The organism is Demequina gelatinilytica (assembly GCF_000971115.1).
In the GTDB taxonomy this organism is placed as follows: Bacteria; Actinomycetota; Actinomycetes; order Actinomycetales; family Demequinaceae; genus Demequina; species Demequina gelatinilytica.
The window spans coordinates 1-20,697 of the sequence record NZ_BBLV01000024.1; the positions used below are offsets into that span (position 1 = coordinate 1).

14 protein-coding genes and 1 tRNA gene are annotated in these 20,697 nt (G+C 73.4%); 6 read left to right on the plus strand and 9 right to left on the minus strand.

The window, feature by feature from the left end:
- Positions 1-237: 237 nt before the first annotated feature.
- Positions 238-311: transfer RNA gene (locus AOM00_RS14650), tRNA-Met, on the minus strand.
- Positions 312-380: 69 nt separating this feature from the next.
- On the opposite strand from AOM00_RS14650, the gene AOM00_RS14655 reads away from it, so the two are divergent.
- A complete protein-coding gene (locus AOM00_RS14655) occupies positions 381-1,214 on the plus strand; it encodes a DUF4328 domain-containing protein (protein WP_062518508.1) in 834 nt (277 codons plus the stop codon).
- A 68-nt stretch (positions 1,215-1,282) separates the two neighbouring features.
- On the opposite strand, the gene AOM00_RS14660 is transcribed toward AOM00_RS14655, so the two are convergent.
- On the minus strand, positions 1,283-4,327 hold the full coding sequence (locus AOM00_RS14660; RefSeq protein ID WP_082097119.1) for a UPF0182 family membrane protein: 3,045 nt from the start codon (positions 4,325-4,327) through the stop codon (positions 1,283-1,285).
- 41 nt (positions 4,328-4,368) lie between these two features.
- Positions 4,369-5,460, minus strand: coding sequence for a YlbL family protein (locus AOM00_RS14665; protein ID WP_082097120.1), 1,092 nt, complete (start codon positions 5,458-5,460; stop codon positions 4,369-4,371).
- Positions 5,461-5,589: 129 nt separating this feature from the next.
- On the opposite strand from AOM00_RS14665, the gene AOM00_RS14670 reads away from it, so the two are divergent.
- The 3 genes from AOM00_RS14670 to AOM00_RS14675 all read left to right on the plus strand — a co-directional run bounded on the left by AOM00_RS14670 (position 5,590) and on the right by AOM00_RS14675 (position 8,234).
- Positions 5,590-6,927, plus strand: a complete 1,338-nt coding sequence (locus AOM00_RS14670; protein WP_156159202.1) for a zinc-dependent metalloprotease — start codon at positions 5,590-5,592, stop codon at positions 6,925-6,927.
- 141 nt (positions 6,928-7,068) lie between these two features.
- On the plus strand, positions 7,069-7,227 hold the full coding sequence (locus AOM00_RS15655; protein WP_144276210.1) for a DUF5679 domain-containing protein: 159 nt from the start codon (positions 7,069-7,071) through the stop codon (positions 7,225-7,227).
- 323 nt (positions 7,228-7,550) lie between these two features.
- Complete coding sequence (locus tag AOM00_RS14675; protein ID WP_062518510.1) at positions 7,551-8,234, plus strand: hypothetical protein; 684 nt, start codon at positions 7,551-7,553, stop codon at positions 8,232-8,234.
- Here the strand turns inward: AOM00_RS14675 and AOM00_RS14680 are convergent.
- The 3 genes from AOM00_RS14680 to nudC form a co-directional block, all read right to left on the minus strand.
- Positions 8,221-10,203 (minus strand): ATP-dependent DNA helicase UvrD2, encoded by a 1,983-nt coding sequence (locus AOM00_RS14680; protein ID WP_062518523.1) that lies wholly within the window; start codon positions 10,201-10,203, stop codon positions 8,221-8,223. The two genes, AOM00_RS14675 and AOM00_RS14680, sit on opposite strands and share 14 nt — an antisense overlap.
- A gap of 62 nt (positions 10,204-10,265) precedes the next feature.
- Entirely contained in the window at positions 10,266-10,664 is a 399-nt protein-coding gene (locus AOM00_RS15720) for a hypothetical protein (protein WP_062518511.1), read from the minus strand.
- A gap of 150 nt (positions 10,665-10,814) precedes the next feature.
- The gene (gene nudC, locus AOM00_RS14690) at positions 10,815-11,741 is read right to left on the minus strand and encodes an NAD(+) diphosphatase (protein WP_156159203.1); all 927 of its coding nucleotides are present in this window, start codon (positions 11,739-11,741) and stop codon (positions 10,815-10,817) included.
- A gap of 313 nt (positions 11,742-12,054) precedes the next feature.
- On the opposite strand from nudC, the gene AOM00_RS14695 reads away from it, so the two are divergent.
- A complete protein-coding gene (locus AOM00_RS14695) occupies positions 12,055-12,987 on the plus strand; it encodes a phosphotransferase (protein ID WP_062518513.1) in 933 nt (310 codons plus the stop codon).
- A 3-nt stretch (positions 12,988-12,990) separates the two neighbouring features.
- Here the strand turns inward: AOM00_RS14695 and AOM00_RS14700 are convergent, their stop codons facing one another.
- Genes AOM00_RS14700 through AOM00_RS14710 form a run of 3 tightly spaced genes read right to left on the minus strand, consistent with a single transcriptional unit; the run spans position 12,991 to position 20,377 of the window.
- Positions 12,991-16,266, minus strand: coding sequence for an ATP-dependent helicase (locus tag AOM00_RS14700; protein WP_082097123.1), 3,276 nt, complete (start codon positions 16,264-16,266; stop codon positions 12,991-12,993).
- Positions 16,263-19,430: an ATP-dependent DNA helicase gene (locus tag AOM00_RS14705; protein ID WP_062518515.1), complete on the minus strand. Its 3,168-nt coding sequence runs from the start codon at positions 19,428-19,430 to the stop codon at positions 16,263-16,265. Before AOM00_RS14705 ends, AOM00_RS14700 begins: the two co-directional genes overlap by 4 nt.
- A 35-nt stretch (positions 19,431-19,465) precedes the next feature.
- On the minus strand, positions 19,466-20,377 hold the full coding sequence (locus AOM00_RS14710; protein ID WP_169746869.1) for a DUF3152 domain-containing protein: 912 nt from the start codon (positions 20,375-20,377) through the stop codon (positions 19,466-19,468).
- 50 nt (positions 20,378-20,427) lie between these two features.
- Between AOM00_RS14710 and AOM00_RS14715 the strand changes: the two genes are divergently transcribed.
- Entirely contained in the window at positions 20,428-20,646 is a 219-nt protein-coding gene (locus tag AOM00_RS14715; RefSeq protein ID WP_062305197.1) for a DUF3107 domain-containing protein, read from the plus strand.
- Positions 20,647-20,697 lie beyond the last annotated feature (51 nt).

Consider the following 20,697-nt stretch of genomic DNA (forward strand, 5'->3'; position numbering starts at 1 on the left):
GCCTCTCCCCCGCACGCGCCCTGGCGGGGCATCGGTGCAGGATCCGCGGTGGATCCGGCGCTCATGTCCCGCCAGGGCGTCCGCGCGCAACCTCCACACGCGAGGTGCTGAGTGCCCAGGAACGGCGATCCCGGGCACCGAGGACCTCACAGGATCGCGCGGCCGCACGCGGTCGGGCCTACCGCCCGGACATACGACGAAGGCCCGGACCATAGGGTCCGGGCCTTCGTTCTCTCGTAGCGGGGACAGGATTTGAACCTGCGACCTCCGGGTTATGAGCCCGGCGAGCTACCGAACTGCTCCACCCCGCGTCGGCCTGATAACTCTAGCGGACGCGCGCCGTGAGACCAAATCGGCTCACTATCGGTAGGTTCGAGGGCATGACAGAGAACGACCCGTTCGTGAACAAGCCGGACGAGCAGCCGCTCAAGTACCACCCTGCATCCGGCCTCAACCCTGGGCAGTCGCATGAGGGCGCGCTCGAGCCGAAGCCCGCCGAGACCGACCAGCCCGCGCAGCCCGCCCAGCAGCCCGCGCCCGGGATGATCGCCGGCGCCAGCGCCCCGACGTACGGCGCACCCGGTCAGGCGGCGCCGTTCGGGCAGCGCGGCGAGCCGCTCGAGCCTCCCACGGCCCTGGGCAACAGCCTGCTCGCCGTGATGGGCGTCAACGCGCTCATCGGCCTGGCCGTCGCTGCCTCCGCGGGCGATGTCATCGACCTCATCACGGAGTACGTCGAGACGCAGACCATCACGGGCTCCACGGGCTCCCCGCTCGGCAGCCTCACCTTCCCGCTCACGGTCGCCTCCTACGTGCTCTACGGCATGTGGATGCTGCGCATGCGCCGCAACCGCACGGCGATGGGCACCCGCCCCGGCCTGCCGGGCGTCGAGTGGTGGGGCTGGTTCGTGCCGTTCGCCGGCGTGGTGCTGGTGCCGATGGGCGCGCGCAAGGTCGCCGGTCGCACCACGTCGCTCGCGCTGCTGCTCGGCTGGTGGCTCACGTTCCTGGTGTCCAACATCGCCGCCACCACCGGGATCTTCGCGATCCTCGGCAGCGTCGACTTCGACAGCAACGAGATCACCGACACGGCGCTGCTCAACAGCTACACCGACTACGTGTGGGCCAGCGCGGTCCTCATGGTGATCTCCTGGGCGTTCCTGTTCGGCTTCGTCCGCCAGGCGACCACCAGGCACCTCGACCGGCAGGCCTGACCGCCGCATCGTCCCCAGACGACGAAGGCCGGACCCCTGAGGGTCCGGCCTTCGTCGTATCCGCTCCCCTACGGGGTCGAGACGTCGGGCACCACCGCGGAGTCGTCGCCCGCATCGGCGGTGGCCGATGCGGTGGGCTCCGGGGTCGCCGAGGCGGTCGCCTCGGGGACCGCCTCCTCGCTCGCGCCCGCGAGCTTGGCCTCCGCGGCGATCGCGTCCTCGATGGCCTGCGAGAGCTTGTCCTGCGCCTCGCCGTAGGCCGCGAAGTCGCCCTGCGCGAGCGCATCCTCGCCCTCGGTGATCGCGTCGCTCGCGCGCTGGAGCGCGTCCGCGAGCTCCGCCTCGACATCCGGGTCGACGGTGCCGCCGCCCGAGTCGCCGGAGCCGGAGCCGGAGCCGGTCCCGCCGTCGGTGGTGCCGGTGCCGCCATCGGTCTCCGTGTCGGTGCCCGCGGCACCCTCGCCCGCGCCCTCTCCGAACACCTGGTCCAGCGCCTCGGGCAGGGTGTCCGCGAAGCCGACCTCCTGGCCGAACGCGACGAACACCTTGCGCAGGAGCGGCACCTTGGTGCCCTCCTTCGACTGCACGTAGACGGGCTGCACGTAGAGCAGGCCGCCACCCACGGGCAGGGTGAGCAGGTTGCCGTTGATCACGTCGGAGGATCCCTGGCGGAGCAGGTTCAGCGTCTCCTGAGCGGCGGAGTTCGAGTTGAAGTTGTTCTGCACCTGGCCGGGACCGGGGATGGTGGTGTCGCGCGGCAGCTCGAGCAGGCGCAGCGTGCCGTAGTCCTCGTCCACCTGGCCGTCGGTCGAGCCCGTCTCCGAGTTCACCGCGAGGTAGCCCGTGAGGATGTTGCGCGGGTTCTCACCGCCCTGGATGTAGTTGCTGGTCAGCGAGAAGGTCGGCTCCTCCTGATCCGGCATCTGCAGCGTCAGGTAGTACGGCGGCTGGAGCTGCGAGTCGTTCGTCGGGTCCGCGGGGTTGCGCCAGAAGTCGCCCTGCGAGAAGAAGGACGCCGCGTCCGTGACGTGGTACTTGGTGAGCTGGTAGCGCTGGATCGAGAACAGGTCCTCGGGGTAGCGCAGGTGGCTCATGAGGTCGCCGCTGATCTCGCTCATCGGCACGATGGTCGACGGGAACACCTTGGACCACGTCTTGAGGATCGGGTCCTCGGCGTCCCACGCGTACAGCGTCACGGTGCCGTCGTAGGCGTCGACCGTGGCCTTCACCGAGTTGCGGACGTAGTTGAGGATGACGTTCGAGCCGACGGCGGTGGTCGAGCTCGCGAAGATGGTCTCCGCGGACACGGGCGCCGAGTACGGGTACTGGTCCGAGATGGTGTAGCCGTCGACCACCCACACCACGCGACCGTCGACCACGGCGGGGTAGGTGGTCTGGTCGAGCTCGAGGTAGGGCGCGACGCGTGCGACGCGCTCGAGCGGGTCGCGGTAGTACAGGATCTGCGACTCGCTGGTGACGCGGTCGGAGAACAGGATCTGCTCCTCGCCCATGCGGATCGCGTACATGAGCTTGGCGAACATGCTGCCGATGCTCGGGCCGCCGTCGCCGGTGTACGTGGTGTTGACCTGGCCGTTCGAGGAGGCGTCGTCCGGGTAGTCGAGCTCCCACGGCTCGGTGCCCTCGGGCGCGCCGACGATCGAGTAGCCCGGCACCGTGGTGCCGAAGTAGATGCGCGGCTCGTACTCGCCGAGCTCGCCGGTGCTCGGGATGCCGCCCTCGAAGAACGAGGGCTGGCCGTCGACGGTGGTCTTGTTGCCGTACGCGGCCACCACGCCGAAGCCGTGCGTGAAGACGGTGTGGTCGTTGACCCAGTTGCGGCTGTCCGAGCCCAGACCGTCGATGTTGAGCTCGCGCACCGCGATCACGGTGTCCTGCAGCTCGCCGTCGATCTCGTAGCGGTCGACGTTCAGCAGGTCCGCGAAGATGTAGTACTGCTTGTTCTGCTGGAGCTGCTGGAACGCCGGCGACACCACGTTGGGGTCGAGCAGGCGGATCTGCGCGGTGGTGTCGGCGTCCTCGCGCAGCGCGTCCGCGGACGCCTCCGTGGTCGCGGCGTACGGCGTCACCTCGACGTCGTCGATGCCATAGGCGTAGCGCGTCGCCTCGATGTTGCGGGAGATGTACTCGCTCTCGAGGTCCTGCGCGTTGGGCTCGACCTGGAAGCGCTCGACCACCGCGGGGTAGATGCCGCCGATCGCGACGGCGGACAGCACCATGAGGCCGATGCCGACGGCGGGGATGCGCCAGTCGCCGCGCCAGATGACCACCAGGAACACGGCCGCGACCAGCAGCGCGATGCCCGCGAGGATCAGGCGCGACGGCAGGATCGCGTTGATGTCGGTGTACGAGGCGCCGTAGAGGCGGTCGTGCGACTTGGTGAGCAGCCCGTACGTGTCGAGCCAGTAGTTCACGGCGATGGTGACCATCACCAGGGCGCCCAGCACCGCGAGCTGGATGCGTGCACCCTTCGAGGCGACGAAGTTCCGCCCCGTGCCGGCGATGCCGCCGTAGAGCAGGTGCACGAACGCCGCGATGATGGTCGACAGCACCGCGAGCGCGAGCACCACGGTCACGACGAGGTTGAGCGCGGGCAGCGTGAACACGTAGAAGGAGACGTCGAGCCCGAACTGCGGGTCCTTCTGGCCGAACGGCTCCTGGTTGAGCGCCGCGACCACGGTCTCCCACTGCGAGGACACCGCGAGCCCGACCACCAGGCCGATCACGAGCGGCAGGACGATCATCGCGAGCCGCTCGAGGGGCTCGATCTGCGCGCGCACCTGGTCGAGCTGGCTGCGCCCGCCCGTGCGCGCGGGACGCACCCGCTTGGCGATCCACAGGTTGAGCCAGATGACGGTCCCCGCGACGCCGGCCGCGATGACGAACAGGACGATGCGCGCGATCCACTGCGTGCGCCACACCTCGCCGTAGCCCAGGTGGTCGTACCAGATCACCTCGGTCCACACGTTGGCGGTCGCGATCGCGAGGAGCACGATGGCTCCCAGCACCACGGCCGTGATGGCCAGCGGCGAGCGGCGTTGGGGCACGGGGGCCGGCCGGACCGGGCGGGCGGAGCGGTCGTCGTCGAACGTCACGAGGCTTTCCTTCGTATCGGGTGGTGTCTAGCCTGCCATGCTCAGCACCCTGGGAGGTCCGCGGTGTCACCCGCGCCGATGCGGGTGATCGCCTCGTACGCGTCCTCGAGGGTGTCCACGGCGACAACGTGCAGGCCATCAGGGATGTTGCCGGTCACGTCGGCGCAGTTCTCGACGGGCGCGAGGAACCACTCCGCGCCGGCGTCGCTCGCGCCGATCATCTTCATCCGGATGCCGCCGATCGGGCCGACGTCGCCGTCCGCGGTGATGGTGCCGGTGCCTGCCACGAGGGCGCCGTGGAGCTCGTCCTCCTCGGTGAGGCGGTCCATGATGCCCAGCGAGAACATGAGGCCCGCGGACGGGCCGCCGACCCGGTCGATCCCCACGGTGACGTCGATGGGCAGGTCGAACTCCGGGTCGATGTAGACGCCCATGACGGCCGTGCCGCTGCCGTCGTCGAGGGTCGCGAAGGTCTCGGTGACCTCCTCGCCGTCGCGCACCACGGTCACCGCGATGTCGTCGCCCGGCTCGCGCGCGCCCACCGCGGCGGCCAGCTCGGCGAACGTGTCCGTCGCCTCGCCGTCGACCGCGACGATCGCATCCTCCGCCTCGAGGGCGCCCGCGGCGTTCGAGGACTGCGACATCCCGACCACGGTGAGCGTCGCGGGCACGGGGTGACCCAGCGCCTCGAGCGCCGAGACGGTCGCGCTCTCCTGCGAGGAGATCCACTCCTGCGCGGCCTGCTCCTGCGCGGCCTCCTCCTCGTCGGGGGTGCCGTAGACCTGCTCCTGCGGCACCACGTACTCGCGCGAGGACGCCCAGGCGGCGAGCACGCGTCCCAGCGTGAACGGCCGCGCACCGGCGCGCGACACCGACACGGTGGTGAGACGCAGCTCGCCCGACGAGGTGTAGGTGGGCGCACCCTCGATCTGCACCAGAGGCTCGCCCTGGGTGTCCGTGCCCAGGGTGTCGAACGTGGGACCCGCCGAGCCGATCGCGTACGGCGACGGGATCACGGTGAGCAGCGCGATGAGCGCGCTGGTGGCGAGGCCTGTGATCGACATGACGGTGCCCCGCCGCGTCGCGTGGTGGTCGGCGGCGGGCTCGGGGGCGGTGGCGTCGGTGGTCGTCACCGGTCCATTGTGTCCGATGCGCACCCGCCCCAAGGACGGCATTGCTGGTAGCGAACGTCGGCGCACCCGGGCACGCTCCTTCGTTACCGTGGTGAGGGCACGCATGCGGCGTGCGCGAACGGAGTGAGCGTGAGCGACGAGTCGACGCCGTGGATGCGGCTGCTGCGAGAGCTGTTCGGGGACGATGCGGAGGCCGCCCTCGAGGAGCTCGAGCGGATGGGCATGGACCCGGACGCGCTCGCCGCGTCCGCCGGGCTCTCCGCGAGCCCCGCGATGATGGAGCACGTGCTGAGCCAGATCCGCGGCCTCATCGCGCAGTCCAGCGGTGAGGACGTCAACTGGAGCCTCGCGCACGACGTGGCGCGTGGCGTCGCGTCGCAGGGCGGGGACCCGTCCGTCTCGGCGGCCGTCGCATCGTCCCACCGCCAGGCCGTCTCGCGCGCCGAGCTGTGGCTCGACGCCGTCACCGACTTCGACCCGGCGCGGCTCGAGCCGCGCGTCTGGAGCCGTGCCGAATGGGTCGAGGCGACGCTGCCGACCTGGCGCACGCTCGCCGGGCCCGTCGCGGTGAGCGTGTCCCACGCCCTCGGCGGGCTGCTCGAGGGCGCGGTCGAGGCACCGCCCGTCGACGGCGGCATCGATCCGTCCGCGCTGCTGCGGTCCGTGAGCCCGACCGTGTGCGGCATGCACCTGGGGCAGGCCGCGGGCGAGATGGCCCGCGAGGCCTTCGGCGCGACGGACCTGGGCATCCCGCTGCTCGCGGAGCCGCGCGTGGTGATGGTCCCCAAGGCCATCGCGGACTTCGCCAGCGGCCTCGACATCGAGGAGGACGCGGTGCGCGCGTTCCTCGCGCTGCGCGAGGCGGCGCACGTGCGGCTGTTCGCCGCGGCCCCGTGGCTTCCCGGCCAGCTCCACACGCTGATCGAGCGGTACGCGCAGGGCATCACCATCGACCTCGAGGCCCTCGAGGACGCGGTGCGCGACGCCGGCCTGGGCGACCCCGCGCGCCTGCAGAAGGCCCTCAACCGGGGGATCTTCCAGTCGCAGCACTCCGACGAGCAGAAGGCGACGCTCGAGTCGATCGAGACCCTGCTCGCGCTCATCGAGGGCTGGGTGGACGACGTCACGATGCGCGCGGCCGCGCCGCACCTCGCGGACATCGGCGCGCTGCGCGAGATGATGCGCCGCCGTCGTGCGGCGGGCGGCCCCGCGGAGGACACCTTCGCCAACCTGCTCGACCTCGAGCTGCGCCCGCGCCGGATGCGCGACGCCTCCTCGATGTGGGCCGCGCTGCACGCACGCCTGGGCGCCGAGGGCCGCGACGAGGTGTGGTCGCACCCCGACCTCCTGCCCACCTCCGAGGACCTCGGCGCGTGGCAGGCGTGGGTCGAGGCGTACGTCACGCGGGGCACGGGCGACGACATGGATCGCGAGCTGGAGCGCCTCCTGGGCTCCGAGGACGCGTAAGGTACTCACGGACCGCAGCGCGACACCCGCCCACCGATGGGGGGATTTCGTGCTGGCGCGTCTACGCTGGGGGACCAAGGGCCCCTGCGGCCTGCAGACGTGCGGCGCGTCCCGCCGCGCCTATCAGAGAAGGAGAGCCGAATGGCTGACAAGTACTCGGGCGAGTTCTACTGCGTGAAGTGCAAGGACAAGCGCACCACCGAGGGCGACGTCGTCGTCTCGGAGAACGGCCGTCGTATGGCGAAGGCCACCTGCCCGGAGTGCGGTACCAAGCTGAACCGCATCCTCGGCAAGGCGTAAAGCCAGCAGAGCTCCGCAAGGGCCGGTCCCCGCTGGGGACCGGCCCTTCGTGCGTCTCCGGGCGGACGCCCCCTCCCGCCCCGTCGGAAGTGGTACGTCGGTGTCGGTTCCCGCAGATCCTCACCTCGCAGTGGTGTCTCATGGTCGCCCCGCCCGGGCACGCGACCATGAGCCACCACTGCGGCGCAGCGTTCCGGCAGAGCCGACCACCAGACACCACTTTCGCGAGGGGGGCCAGGGCTGATCCGAGCGGGCACGGCGCCGGCAGCCGGACGGCTGTGGACAATGGCGTCGAGCGGCGCGCGCCATGGCACCGTGTCCGCATGGACGATGCGCCCGCCGCTCCCGCGCTGTGGCGAGGCGACGGCACGGAGCAGGCCGGGCTGGTCGAGGGCGCGCCGGATCCCCTGGCGCTCGCCCAGCGTCACGTGCGCATCCGAGGGCTCGCCTCGCCGGGCGCCGAGGCCGCCGATGCGGCCGTGCGCGCGGGCGTCGCCGCGATCAGCCTGGTCGCGGCATGCTTCGATCACGGTCCGGCCGCGGTGCGCGCCGCGGCGCGACGGCTGCGCGAGCTGGACCCCGCGGCGCGGGTGCACCTCGACGTCTCGCGCCGCGTCGACGGGGAGATCGTCACGGCCTACGGGGCCGTCCCGGCGGTGCTCCACCACCGGCTCCTGCTCGGTGGGCCGCATGTGGCGCTGCTCGCGGACGAGGCAGGCGTCACCGTCCTGCCCATCAGGCCTGGCGCCACGGCCTGTCTGCGGTGCCGGGATCTGGCCCGCGCGGACCTCGACCCCGCGTGGCCCGTCATCGCCGCGCAGTGCGAGGCGCATGGCCCGCCACCGGACCCGCTGACCACGGCGGTCGCGGGGTCGCTCGCAGCATCGTCCCTCGCCGTGCTGCTCGCGGGCGACGAGGCGCCGGCCTGGCGGGTCGAGCGCGGCCTCCCGCGCATCGTGCCGGCGCCTCCGCACCCCGCGTGCGGGTGCGGCGCTACGCCTGGTTGACGATCTCGAGGATCTGCAGCCCGTACCTGTCGAGCTTGGAGGCGCCCACGCCGCTCACGCGCGCGAGCTCGCCCAGGGTGGCCGGCCGGTCGCGCGCGATCTCCACCAGGGACACATCCGTGAGGACCGTGAAGGCAGGCTTGGAGGTCTCCTGCGCGAGCTGCAGGCGCCACTGCTTGAGCGTGTCGAACAGCCGCAGCGCCTCGGGGCCCAGGTCCGCGAGCTTGGCCGACGTCGACTGCTTCTGGAGGCGCGCCGGGCGGGCGTCGGGCCACTGCTGCTCGAGGAAGCGCGTGCGCTTGCGCGTCGCCTTGCCGCCCGACTTGCGGGCGCGAGCGAAGCTGAGCGCCAGGTGCTCGCGGGCACGCGTGACGGAGACGTAGAGGAGACGCTTCTCCTCCTCGAGCTGCTCGTCGGTCTCGGCATGCGTGATCGGCATCAGGCCCTCGGAGCAGCCGACGATGAACACCGCGTCCCACTCGAGACCCTTGGCCGCGTGCATCGAGGTGAGCGTCACACCCTCGACGGCAGGCGCGTGCTGCGCCTGCGCGCGCTCGGCGAGGTGCTCGACGAAGTCGCGCATGGTCGCCGCCCCGCCGGTGTCCGTCGCAAGATCGTCGGCGAGGTTGACCAGCGCCTGGAGCGCATCCCAGCGCTCGCGCACGGCACCGCGCGCGGCGGGCGGCTCCTCCGACCAGCCCGCGCCGCTCAGCGCGTCGCGCACGCGCTCGCCGAGCGGACGCTCATCCGGGGCGACCGCGGCACCGCGCAGCAGCACGATGCCCTTGCGCACCTCGTCGCGGTCGAAGAAGCGCTGGCCGCCGCGGACCAGGTAGCCGATGCCGTGCTCCGCGAGCGCCTCCTCGAGGGCCTCCGACTGGCTGTTGACGCGGTACAGGACCGCGATCTCGCGCGCGGGCACGCCCGTCGCGATGAGGCGCTCGATGCCGGCGACCACGCCTTGGGCCTCGGACTCGTCGTCCTCGTAGGCGCGATAGTCGGGTGCGGGACCGGACGGTCGCTGCGCGACCAGCTCGACGCCGGTGCCGGCGGAGCCGCGCTTGCGCATGAGCTCGTTGGCCAGGCGCACCACCTGCGGCGTCGAGCGGTAGTCGCGCACCAGGCGGACCTGGGTGGCCTCGGGGTAGGTGCGCGTGAACTGGAGCAGGTGCTCGGGGCTCGCGCCCGCGAACGAGTAGATGGTCTGCGCGGGGTCGCCGACCACGCACAGCTCGCGGCGGCCGCCCAGCCACTGCTCCAGCACGAACTGCTGGAGCGGCGAGACGTCCTGGTACTCGTCGACCACGAAGTGCCGGTACTGGCGGCGGATCTGGTCGCCGACCTCGGGGAAGCGGCCCACGATGTCCGCGAGCATCAGCAGGATGTCCTCGAAGTCGAGCACCACCGCGTCCGTCTTGGCGTCCTCGTAGGCGCGCATGACGTCCGCGACCTGGGAGGCAGGGATGTTCGCCGGGGACGGGCGGCCGATGCGCGCGATCTTCGCGGCGTAGTCGTCGGCACCCACCAGCGAGACCTTGGCCCACTCGATCTCTGCGGCGAGGTCGCGCACCGTGAGACGGTCGGGGCTGAGGCCCGCATCGCGCGCCGCGCGTCCCACCAGGGGCGCCTTCTGCTTGACCAGCTCGGGGATCTGCCCGCCGATCACCTGCGGCCAGAAGTAGCTCAGCTGGCGCAGGGCGGCGGCGTGGAAGGTACGCGCCTGGACACCGCTGACACCGAGCGCCTTGAGGCGCGTCCGCATCTCCCCCGCCGCGCGCGCGGTGAAGGTCACCGCGAGCACCGACTGCGGGTTGTACGCGTTCACCTGCACGCCGTACGCGATGCGGTGCGTGATCGCGCGGGTCTTGCCGGTCCCGGCACCCGCGAGCACGGCGACGGGACCGTGGAGCGCGGTGGCGACCTCCCGCTGCTCGGGGTCGAGGGCGTCGAGGATCTGGTCTGCTGACATCGCGGCCATTGTGTCAGCCGGGGCCGACAGCGAGGTGCGCCGTGTGGACGATGCGGCGGTGCTCAGGCGGGCAGACGGCCCCGGCACACATCGCGCCACCGCTCGGGGTCGCGCGCCAGCGCCTCGAGCTCGCCGACGCGGTCGAGCAGGCTCGCGATCGCCTCCGGTGAGGCGTCCTCCGCGGGACGCGGCCGCCCGCGCCACCGCGCGGCGCCGCCCGGGTCGAGCGACCACCGCCACCATTCCGCACGATGCCGCGCGGGGTACGCCGCGCATCGTGCCTCATGCCAGTTCCACGTGACGCAGAAGCCGAGCACGTCGTTCTCCACGAACACGTGGAGGACGTGCTCCGAGGCCTCGTTCATCACCGCGGCCACCCGGTAGCCGCGGCCCTCCAGGCGCTCGCGCAGCGGACCCGTGACGATGCCCACGGTGCTCGCGAAGGCGTCGAGCTCGATCATCTCCCCTCCCCTGCGGCGGCGGCCGGCCGGGGGCCCGCGGGCGCGGGTGCATCGTCCATGCGGCGAGGCTATCCGCGCCGCCGCGCCCCGAACCAGAGGCCGGCGGGGACACGCAGGGAACGTGCGCGACCCCTGTGGGCCGGGCGGGGGCTACACGTCGATCGTGGCGTCCGGCCGCGGCTCCGGGAGCACGCCTCCGAACCAGTCCTCGAGCATGCGGCGCGCGACCGAGCCCTTGGGCGCGAGGATCACCTCGCCGCTCGCGACCAGCTCCGCAAGCTCCTCGCGGGTCACGAACCGGGCCTCCGAGACCTCGTCCATATCGAGGTCGAGGGCCTCGGTGTCCTCCGTGACCGCGCGGAACGCGACCATCACGGAGGCGGGGAAGGGCCACGGCTGGGACCCCAGGTACTCGACGCTGCTGAGCGTGAGGCTCGACTCCTCCGCGACCTCGCGGTGGACGGCCTGCTCGAAGGTCTCCCCCGGCTCGACGTACCCGGCAAGGTGGGAGAAGCGGCGCGGCGACCAGGCGGCAGCGTGGGCGATCAAGAGCCTGTCGACGGGATCGGTGATGGCCACGATGATCGCGGGGTCCGTGCGCGGGTAGTGCTCGCGTTCGTCACGATCGCAGCGGCGCACCCAGCCGCCGCTCGTGGGCACGGTGGGCTCGCCGCACAGCGCGCACCGCGGGTGGCTCGCATGCCAGTTCGCGATCGCCACGGCGGTGGAGGCGAGCTCGTGGTCGCGCTCGCCCTGGGCGCCACGGTCCCAGAATCCGGCGAGCAGGTCGCGCAGCCCACGTAGGCGCTCGCCGCCGATCCCGTCGGGGTCCGTGCCGAAGCCCGGGTCCTCGGGCACGAGCGCCACGAGGTCGCGATCGCCGTCGCGTCCCAGGTAGATGCGCAGGCTCGCGGGCGGCTGAGCGTCGGGCGCGAGCTCCACCAGCCGGCCGTCCGCGGTGAGCACGCGACCATCGCGCACCACGATCGCGTCGCACGCGGCGAGGTCGGTGGACTCGCGGCGCTCGGCGGCGCGGTCGATGCGGCTGGGACGGTCGAGCGGCCAGGGGTTCCTCACCTGGCCACCGTACTGCGGCGCACCTGGCAGCCCGGTGCCACCGCTCCGGATGGGGTAGACCTTGGCCGGTTCTCCAAGGTTCCGACCTCGCAGCGGTGCGCCGTTGTCGGTCCGCTCGACGGCCGACAGGAGCGCGCGCCTGTCCAGCGCATCGTCCACCGACACTGAGCCACCACTGCGGTGCGACGATGCGCGAAACCCGACCACCATCGACCACTTCCGGGGGAGGCGGGGCAGGCCGCGCGCGCATCGTCCCTGGCCACGCGCGGCGTGGAGCGTGGCGTGGCGGCCCCGTTGGCTCTACCGTGAGCCTGTGCCACGTTCACCGCTCGCGCTTGCCGCCCTGGCGTCCGTCGCCGTGCCCGGGCTCGACGTGTACGACGTGCTGCGCAGCCCGCACACCGACGCCGACTTCGAGGTGGTGGTGGTCAAGGATGCGACCGGGCGCAGGTGGATCGTGCGCGCCCCCAAGCGTGCCGCCGCCGGCGCCGCGCTCGAGGCCGAGAAGGGTCTGCTCGGCGCCCTCGCGCGCGCCAAGGAGGCGGGCATCGTCACGTTCGACGTCCCCCACCCCGCCGGTGCCGCCGAGCTGGGCACGGACGAGGGACGCGCGGTCGTCTACACCGAGGTGCGCGGCGCCCCGCTGCTGCTCGCGGCGCTCCAGCCCGGACCGGGCCTCGCCGCCGCGGTGGGTCAGGCGCTCGCCGAGATCCACGAGCTCCCCGTCGCCGTGGTCGAGGACCAGGGCCTGCCCGCCTACACCGCCGAGGAGTACCGCGAGCGCCGCCTCACCGAGCTCGACGCCGGCATCCAGACCGGCAAGATCCCGCCGCGGCTCGCGGACCGCTGGGAGCGCCAGCTCGAGAACGTCGCGTGGTGGCGGTTCGACCCCACCGTGGTCCACGGCGACATGGGCGAGCACCAGGTGTTCGTCGCGGACGGCACCGTGGTCGGGATCGCCGACTGGATGGACGCGCGCGTCGCGGATCCCGCCGACGACCTCGCGTGGCTGGTGGCCTCCGCGCCGGATGATGTCCTCGACTCCGTGGTCGAGGCGTACCACGCCCGCCGCCGGGAGCTCCGCGACCCGCACCTGCTCGATCGTGCGCGCCTCGCGTCCGAGATGGCGCTCATGCGATGGCTCATGTACGGCGTGCGCACGGACAACGCGGACATCGTCTCCGACGGCGAGGGCATGCTCACCGACCTCGAGGCGATGCTGTTCGACGAGGCCGAGGAGGCCTGAGCCTCACGGTGCGAGCAGCGCCTCGATCTCGGGGCGCGTGAGCAGACGTTCGGGCCTCACCGTCGCGTCGTCGCGCACGTAGTGGAAGGCCGCGTCGACCTCCTCGAGCGGCACCCCGGTCCACTCGGACCACGCGAGCCGATAGACGGCGAGCTGCACCTCGCGCGCCGCGCGCTCCTCGGGATCACGCGGGGCGGAGCCGGACTTCCAGTCGACCACGGTGACCCGATCGAGCCCCCCGCCCGCGGGGAAGACGGCGTCGATGCGCGAGCGGATGGTGACGCCCGCCACCGGCACCTCCACGTCGACCTCGATGTGGCTGGGCGTACGCGAAGCCCACTCCGAGCGCGCGAAGGACTCTGTCAGCGCCTCGATGTCGGACTCGTCCTCGCCCGGGCCCAGGTCCTCGAGCGCGAGCAGCGGCACGTGGCCGTACTGCGCCTCGATCCAGGCATGCAGCAGGCTCCCCCGCCGCGCCGCCGGCGTCGGCTCCGCCGGGAGCGGGCGGCGCAGCTGCGCCGTGAAGGCCTCGCGGTCGCGCCGCAACGCGACGAGCGCCGAGGTGGACAGGTGCGCGGGCAGCGCGACGTCGCCGACGCCTCGCTCGCGGTCGCGCCGCTCCTCGAGCATCGCCGCGACCTCCCGGCCCAGCGGCAGGTGGTCCCAGCCGCCGTCCTCGGGCGAGGCCCCCGCCTCGCGGCGGGCACCCATCGCGTCGCGCACCTCCGCCGCGAGCACGCGGCGGGCGAGCTGCGCGGGAGTGGGCGCGGGGGGCCAGCCGGCCCGCACCGGCTCGACCTCCACGGCGGTGCCGTCCTCCGGACGCGGCTCCCAGCCCTCGTCCGAGAGCATCCCGAGGTCGACCAGCTCGCGCAGGTAGCACGAGGGCGTCCGCACGGTCACGCCACCGGCGCGCCAGGAGGCGGAGAGCAGCACATGCGAGCGGGCACGCGTGACGGCCACGTAGAACAGGCGCCGCTCCTCCGCGATGCGGTGCTGGCCGCAGGCGCGCTCGAACTCCTCGATGCTGTCTCCCAGCCCGCCGTGGTCCGCGGCCCCGCGCCAGTCCCAGTGCGGGAGGTCCTCGCGGTCCAGGCGCAGCTCGTAGGGCAGCTCGACCCCCTTGCCGCGCCAGCCCGCATCGGAGTAGTAGGGACGGCGCGAGGACGGCTCCCCGACCGACGGGAAGTGCCCATCGACGAGTCCCGGCACCGCGATGACGTCCCACTCGAGGCCCTTGGCCGCGTGCACGGTCAGCACCTGCACGGCATCGGGCTCGGGCTCCTTGACCGGCAGCTCGAGGCCGCCCTCCTCGCTGCGCGCCGCCTCCAGCCACGCGAGGAACGCGCCGAGCGTCGCGCGCTCGGCACCGGCCGCGAACTGGCGCGCGGCGTCCACGAACGCATCGACGTTGCGTGCCGCGCGGCCGTCGGGGCGGGCGACCGCGGCCTCGATGTCGAGGCCCCACGCGCGCTCCGCCGCGAGGATCAGCTCGGGGAGCGACAGGTAGGTCCGGGTGCGCACCGCGGTGACGGCACGCTGGAGGCGGACGATGCGCGCATGCGCGGCGTCGGACAGCGCGCGGCCCTCGCGCGAGCGCCAGCCCGCGACGGGCGGGGTCGCGAGCGCGTCGACCAGGCTCGGCTCGGAGTCGCGGGCCTCGCGCGGACCCGCGAGCTCGCGCGACCAGTCGTGCAGCGCCGCAAGGTCGCGCACGCCCAGCGCCACGCGCTCGGAGGTGAGCAGCCGCATCGCGGAGTCGCCCCGGGACGGGTCATGCGCGATCTCGAGCAGCGCGACCAGGTCGGAGACCTCGGGGGTGTCGACCAGCCCGCCCAGCCCGACCACCTCGTAGTCGACTCCCGCACGCACGAGCGCCTCGACCACCGGCGCGAACTGTGCGCGCCGGCGGCACAGGATCGCGCCGGTCGGGCGCGCGACGCCCTCGCGCCGCAGGTCCTCGCGCCGCTCCTCGAGCCACGCGACCGCCGCATCGGCCTCCCCCACCTGGTCCGCCGCCACCACGCTGTGCACGCCCGCGGTGCGACGGCGAGGCTCGGGCCGGCCCAGGTAGACGCCCTTCGACCGCAGCGGCAGCACGGGCACGCGGGACGCCTCGCGCAGCGGGGTCGCGGCGGCGTTGGCGACATCGAGCACCGCACCCTCGTTGCGCCACGAGACGGACAGGCTCCTCTCCGCGACCTCACGGCCGTGCGCGAACTCCTCCACGAACATCGGCAGCGCGCTCTCCGAGGCGCCCCGGAACCCGTAGATGGCCTGGTTCGGGTCGCCCACCGCCATGACGTGGTGGTCCGCGCCGAACAGCCGCGCGAACAGCCGCAGCTGGCCCGGCGAGGTGTCCTGGAACTCGTCCAGGAGGATCGCGCGGTAGCGGCCGCGCTCGATCGCCTGCACGGCGTCGAGCCGGGACAGCTCCGCGGCGAAGGCGACCTGGTCCGCGAAGTCGAGCTGCGAGGCCTCGCGCTTGCGCCGCTGGAACTCCTCGACCAGCTCCGCGACCGCGGCGAGCGTCCGGAGCTTCGCGATCCGCTTGGCGTGCTCGTTCGCGCTGCCGGTGCGCGTGGTGAGCGGACCGGGCGCGCGGTCGCCGGCGTTCTTGGGCAGCTCCTCCAGCGCGAGCTGCGCCTCGCGGGCCCAGGCGCGCAACGCCGCGGGCGTGACGTCGTGATCCCTCAGCTGTCCCGCGAGGCGCGTGATGGAGGTGGTGACGGTGCTCACCGCCGCATCGGTGTCGAGCGGACCGGTCCACGTGCCGACCACGTCCGAGGCGAGCTGCCAGAGCGCGGCCGCGGTGAGCGTGGTGGCGTCCGGGTCGATGCCCAGCCGCAGCCCATGCTCCGCGACCAGCTGCGCCGAGTACGCGTTGTAGGTCGACACCGAGGCGGGCGGGCGCGAGGGATCATGCCCGAAGGCCGCGGTGATGCGGCTCTCCGCGCGCTCCGCGATCTCCGCAGCCGCCTTGCGCGTGAACGTGAGGCACAGGACCTCGTCGGGCGAGATGGCCGTGCCGAACAGCTCCTCCGCGTGATCCAGCAGGTACACGATGCGCAGCGAGAGCGTCTCGGTCTTGCCCGAGCCGGCGCCGGCGACCACGAGCATCGGTGCGAGGCCCGCCCCGATGACGTCCTCCTGCTCCTCGGTGGGAGGCAGGCCCGTCACCAGCTCGACGAGCGCGCGCGCGTCACGCCGCTCGCCCCGCACCAGGCCCTCCTCCAGGCCCGTCTCGAGGCCGCCCTCCGTCGGTTCCACGTCGCTCATCCGTCCGTCACCTGCCGTCCGCTCGGCCAGGCCGGGCAGGAGCGCCGCACCGGGCACGAGGCGCAACGGTCGTTCGTCACGGCCTCGAAGGTCGCCTTCGCCATGGTGTCGACGGCGGTGGCGAGCCGCGCCCGCTCCTTGTCGACGTCGATGGGCGCCTGGTCGCGCTCGCTCGCCCCTACCGTCGCGCCGCCCACGAACACCAGCGAGGCGCCGTCCGCCGCCTCGACCCCCGCGAAGCCGCCGTGCTCCGCCGCGAGCTGGTACATCGCGAGCTGCGCGTGGTCCTCGGCCGCCTTCTTGGACACCGCCGTGCCGGTCTTGAGATCGACGATGCGGGCGCGGCCCTCGCTCACCTCGACGCGGTCGGCGCTTCCCGCCACCACCGCGCGCCCGATCTGCACGGAGAACGGCTGCTCGACGCGCACCTCTCCCGCGCGCACCCCGGCCACGTAGCCCGCAAGCCTGCGGATCATCGCATCGGCACGCTCCTTGAGCATGCGATCGGGCCAAGTCTCGGTGCCCGCGATCTGCGGCCAGCGCTCCTCGAGCGCCGCCGCCAGCTCGCGGTGCGTACCCGCGGGGAGCTCCGCCGCGACCTCGTGCACCAGGTTGCCCAGGCTCTGCTTCTCGCTCGACGCGGCGGTGCCGCCCGTCGTCTCGAGGGCCCACCGCAACGGGCACGTCTCGAGGGCCTCGAGGCGCGAAGGGGACACCCGCACCGGGTCCTCCTCCTCCCACATCCCGACGTCCGAGGACGGCGCGGGCACGCCATGCCACTCGTCCGGGTCCGCGCCCGCGACGCCGAGCGCGGCCAGCCGCGCGAGCATCTCCGCATGGGCCTCGCGCGCGGGCCCGGTGGCCGCCTCCGCGGTCGCCCGCACGGATGCCACCGCGGAGCGCAGATCCGTCACCCGCGGCGTCGCGTCGGCGCGCTCCGCGATCACCCCCGCCGCCTCAGCGGCCCATTCGAGGTAGCGCGACGGGCGCTCGTCCTCGCCGTCCACGCATGTGAGCACCAGGCGCCGGCGCGCACGGGACACGGCCACCGCGAACGCGCGCGTCTCGTCGTCGATCACCGCACGCCTGGCCGCTCGGGCCCAGGCCGCCCGCGCGCGCGGCTCGAGCGGCACCGCCTCCGCGCGACCCGCGAGGATCTCCGCGAGCTGCTGCGCGCCGAGCACCGCGTCGCGCAGGCGCGTGTCCGGCCACGAGCCCTCCTCGAGCCCCGCGACCACCACCACGTCCCACTCACGTCCCGCAGCCGAGGCGGGCGTGCAGAAGGACACCACGTCCCCGGCACGCGCGCGCGCCCCGAGCGTGTCCGGCGCGAAGTCCTGCCCCTCGAGGTGGTCCACGAAGGACCCGACGGAGGCCGATGGCATCCTCTCGACGTAGAGCGTGGCCGCCCGGATGAGCGCGATCACCGCATCGAGATCGGCATCGTCGCGCGCGGACCCGGCGAGCGCCGCCGCGCGCCACTCGTCGGCGACCCCGAGCGCGTCCCACACCGCCCACGCCACGGTGGCCGGGGTGCCGTCGACCGCCGCCGCGCCACCCGCGACGAGCGCCTGTGAGGCCCGCTCGGCGAGCCGCGCCTCGGGGGTCGCGATGGTGGCCCACCGTTCCGGCGCGGCGATCGCCTCGACCAGCAGCTCGCTCGACGGCCTGGTACCACCGCCACGCCGCTCCTCCTTGACGAGCGCGCGCCGAAGCCGCCGCATCGCGACGGGGTCGATGCCCACGATCCTCGAGCCGAGCAGCTCCGCCGCCTCGAGCTCGTCCCACTCGTGCTCCTCGCCGCGCGCCTGCTCCGCGGCACGCCTCATCAGCGTGAGCAGCGGCGCCACGGCAGGCTCCAGGTGGAGCGCGGTGCCGTCGCCGAGCGTCTCGCACGGGATGTCGGCGGCCGCGAGGTCGGCGCGGATTTCACGCAGCCGCGCGGACGAGCGCGCGATCACGACCATCTCCCCCCACGGCACCTGATCCCGACCGAGGGCATCGTCCAGTCCGTGGCGCGCGCGCCGGAGCGCCTGCGCGATCGCGCGCGAATGCGCGTGCCGATGCGCCGCCAGCAGGATGCCGACCCCACCGCCCTCGGGCTCGGGCGCCGCACCGCGCGCGGAGCCCACGCCGGAGGTGCCGATGCGGCTCACCGCCGCGGCCGTCACCGCTGCGAGCGCGCCGGGCTGACGGTGCCCGGGCCCCAGCCGGAGCAGCGACGCCCCGAGACCCTCAGGCGAGGTCGCGTTCGCGAGCGCGGCCGGGATCGCGCCGCGGTACCCCTGGACGGCCTGGTCCGCGTTGCCGAGCAGGACCAGCCGCGCCCCGCCGTCCGCGAGCGCACGCAGGAGCTCGAACCCGGCGGCGGTGAGATCCTGCGCATCGTCCACGACCACGAGCTCCCACGAGGGCCGCTCACCCGGCACGGCCCACGTCCGCAGCACGTGGGCCGCCTGCGCGACCACCACCGCGGGATCGAAGCGTGCTCCCTGGTCGGGCGTGATCGCGCGCCAGCCCAGGATCGAGTCGTACTCCTCCATCACCTGGGCCGCGGCGCGCCACTCGGGACGTCCCGCCCGGTCCCCCAGCTCCGCGAGCGCGGCCGAAGTGAGACCCGCCTCGCTCGCGCGCATGAGCAGGTCTCGCAGCTCCGCACGGAAGCCCGCGAGCACGGTCGCCTCCGCCGGCAGCGCGCCGCCCCAGTCGGGGATGCGGCCCAGCCCCGCCCGGTGGCCCTCGAGCAGCTCGCGCAGGATCTGGTCCTGCTCCGCGCCCGTCACCAGGACCGGCGGCGGCTCGTCGAGCGCGGCCGCCTGCGCCGTGAGGATCGCGTGCGCGGCGGACGCGGCCGTGCGCACCACGGGGGCGCCCACGGGCCGGTCGAAGGCGAGCGAGAGCCGGTCGCGCAGCCGTGCGGCACCCGCACGCGTCGCGGACAGCACCAGCACGCGCGAGGTGTCGAGACCCCGCTCGACCGCCTCGAGCGCGATCGCGCCCGCGACCCGGGTGGTCCCCGCGCCCGGGCCGCCGACCACCACCAGATGTCCCGCCGAGCCCGGCACGCGCGGGGCGAGGGCGGCCTCGACCGCGGCGCGCTGCGCATCGTCGAGCGCGGGCAGCGCCGCCGGCGGAGGTGTGGGGAGCAGGCGCAGGACGGTCACGCGTGCATCACATCACCCGGGTCGGACATCGTCGATCAGGAGGCCTCGGCATCGGGGTACGGCCACGCGTTGACCTTGCATCCCTTGCCCATGCTCGCCTGGTCGACCATCACCTCGGCGCGGCCCGACTCGCACGTGGCGTCCTCGACGCCGAGCACGTGCCCCACGCCGTGGTTGAGCAGGAACTCGCGCGCGACCGTGCGCTTCTCTCCGAAGCGCGAGAGCCCGGCGGTCCAGTCGTAGATGGAGACGGGCACGATGCCGTCGGTCGCGCACGCGGTGCTCACGTCTCCGGCCGTCGGCTCGGGGCTGGGCGTCGCCTCGCCCCCGACCACCGCCGCGGTCGCGGCGGCATGCGGATCGGGGCAGCGCACCGCGATCGTGTACGGGCTCGCGAGCACCACGCGCACGTCCGCGGCCCCGTCGGTGAGCACGAACTGCATGCGGCCCGCCGAGCCCCAGCCCCGGGCGTCGTTGAGGGTCGACATGACGAAGTCGACGAACGCCGGCTCGTCGACGGTGATGCCGTCCTCGACGTCGATCCGGACGTAGCGCGTGGGCACGGCATCGGTGGAGGCGCTCGGAGAGCCCGACGCGCCGGCGGTGGCGGTCGCGCCATCCCCGCCCAGGGCCGCGGTGAACGTGCCCTCGCCGCGCTCGACCACCTCGGTGGTCACCACGCCGGCCAGCGCGTCATCCTCGTCGAGGGCGCGCGTGATGGGCTCGAGCGCCGCGAGCGACACGGACGGCTCGGGCGTGGGGCTGGGCGATGCGGAGACGCTGGGCTCGGGCTCGCTCCACGCGCGGTACCAGTCCGGGACCTGGCCCGTCACCCAACCGGCGCCGATGCCGAGCGCGAAGCACGCGACGATGGTGACCACGGTGATCCCGATGCTGGGAAGGTCGATTCCCCTGCCCGCGAACAGGCCCCCGGAGCTCCGACTCATCGCCCTAGGATAAGGGCGAACACCACCGACACCGAGCATTGGAGGCTGCCGTGGAGATCAGGATCGGCGTCCAGAACGTGTCCCGCGAGATCGCGATCGACACCGACATGACCACGGACGCGGTCACCAAGGCGGTCGCCGCCGCGGTTGCCGGAGGCACTCTCGACCTCACCGACGCGAAGGGCCGGCGTGTGATCGTGCCGGGCGCCTCGCTCGGCTACGTCGACATCGGCGAGGAGACCAAGCGTCGCGTCGGCTTCGAGGCGTAGCGCCTCACCGACACACGAGGGCCCGGGACCGGATGGTCCCGGGCCTTCGTC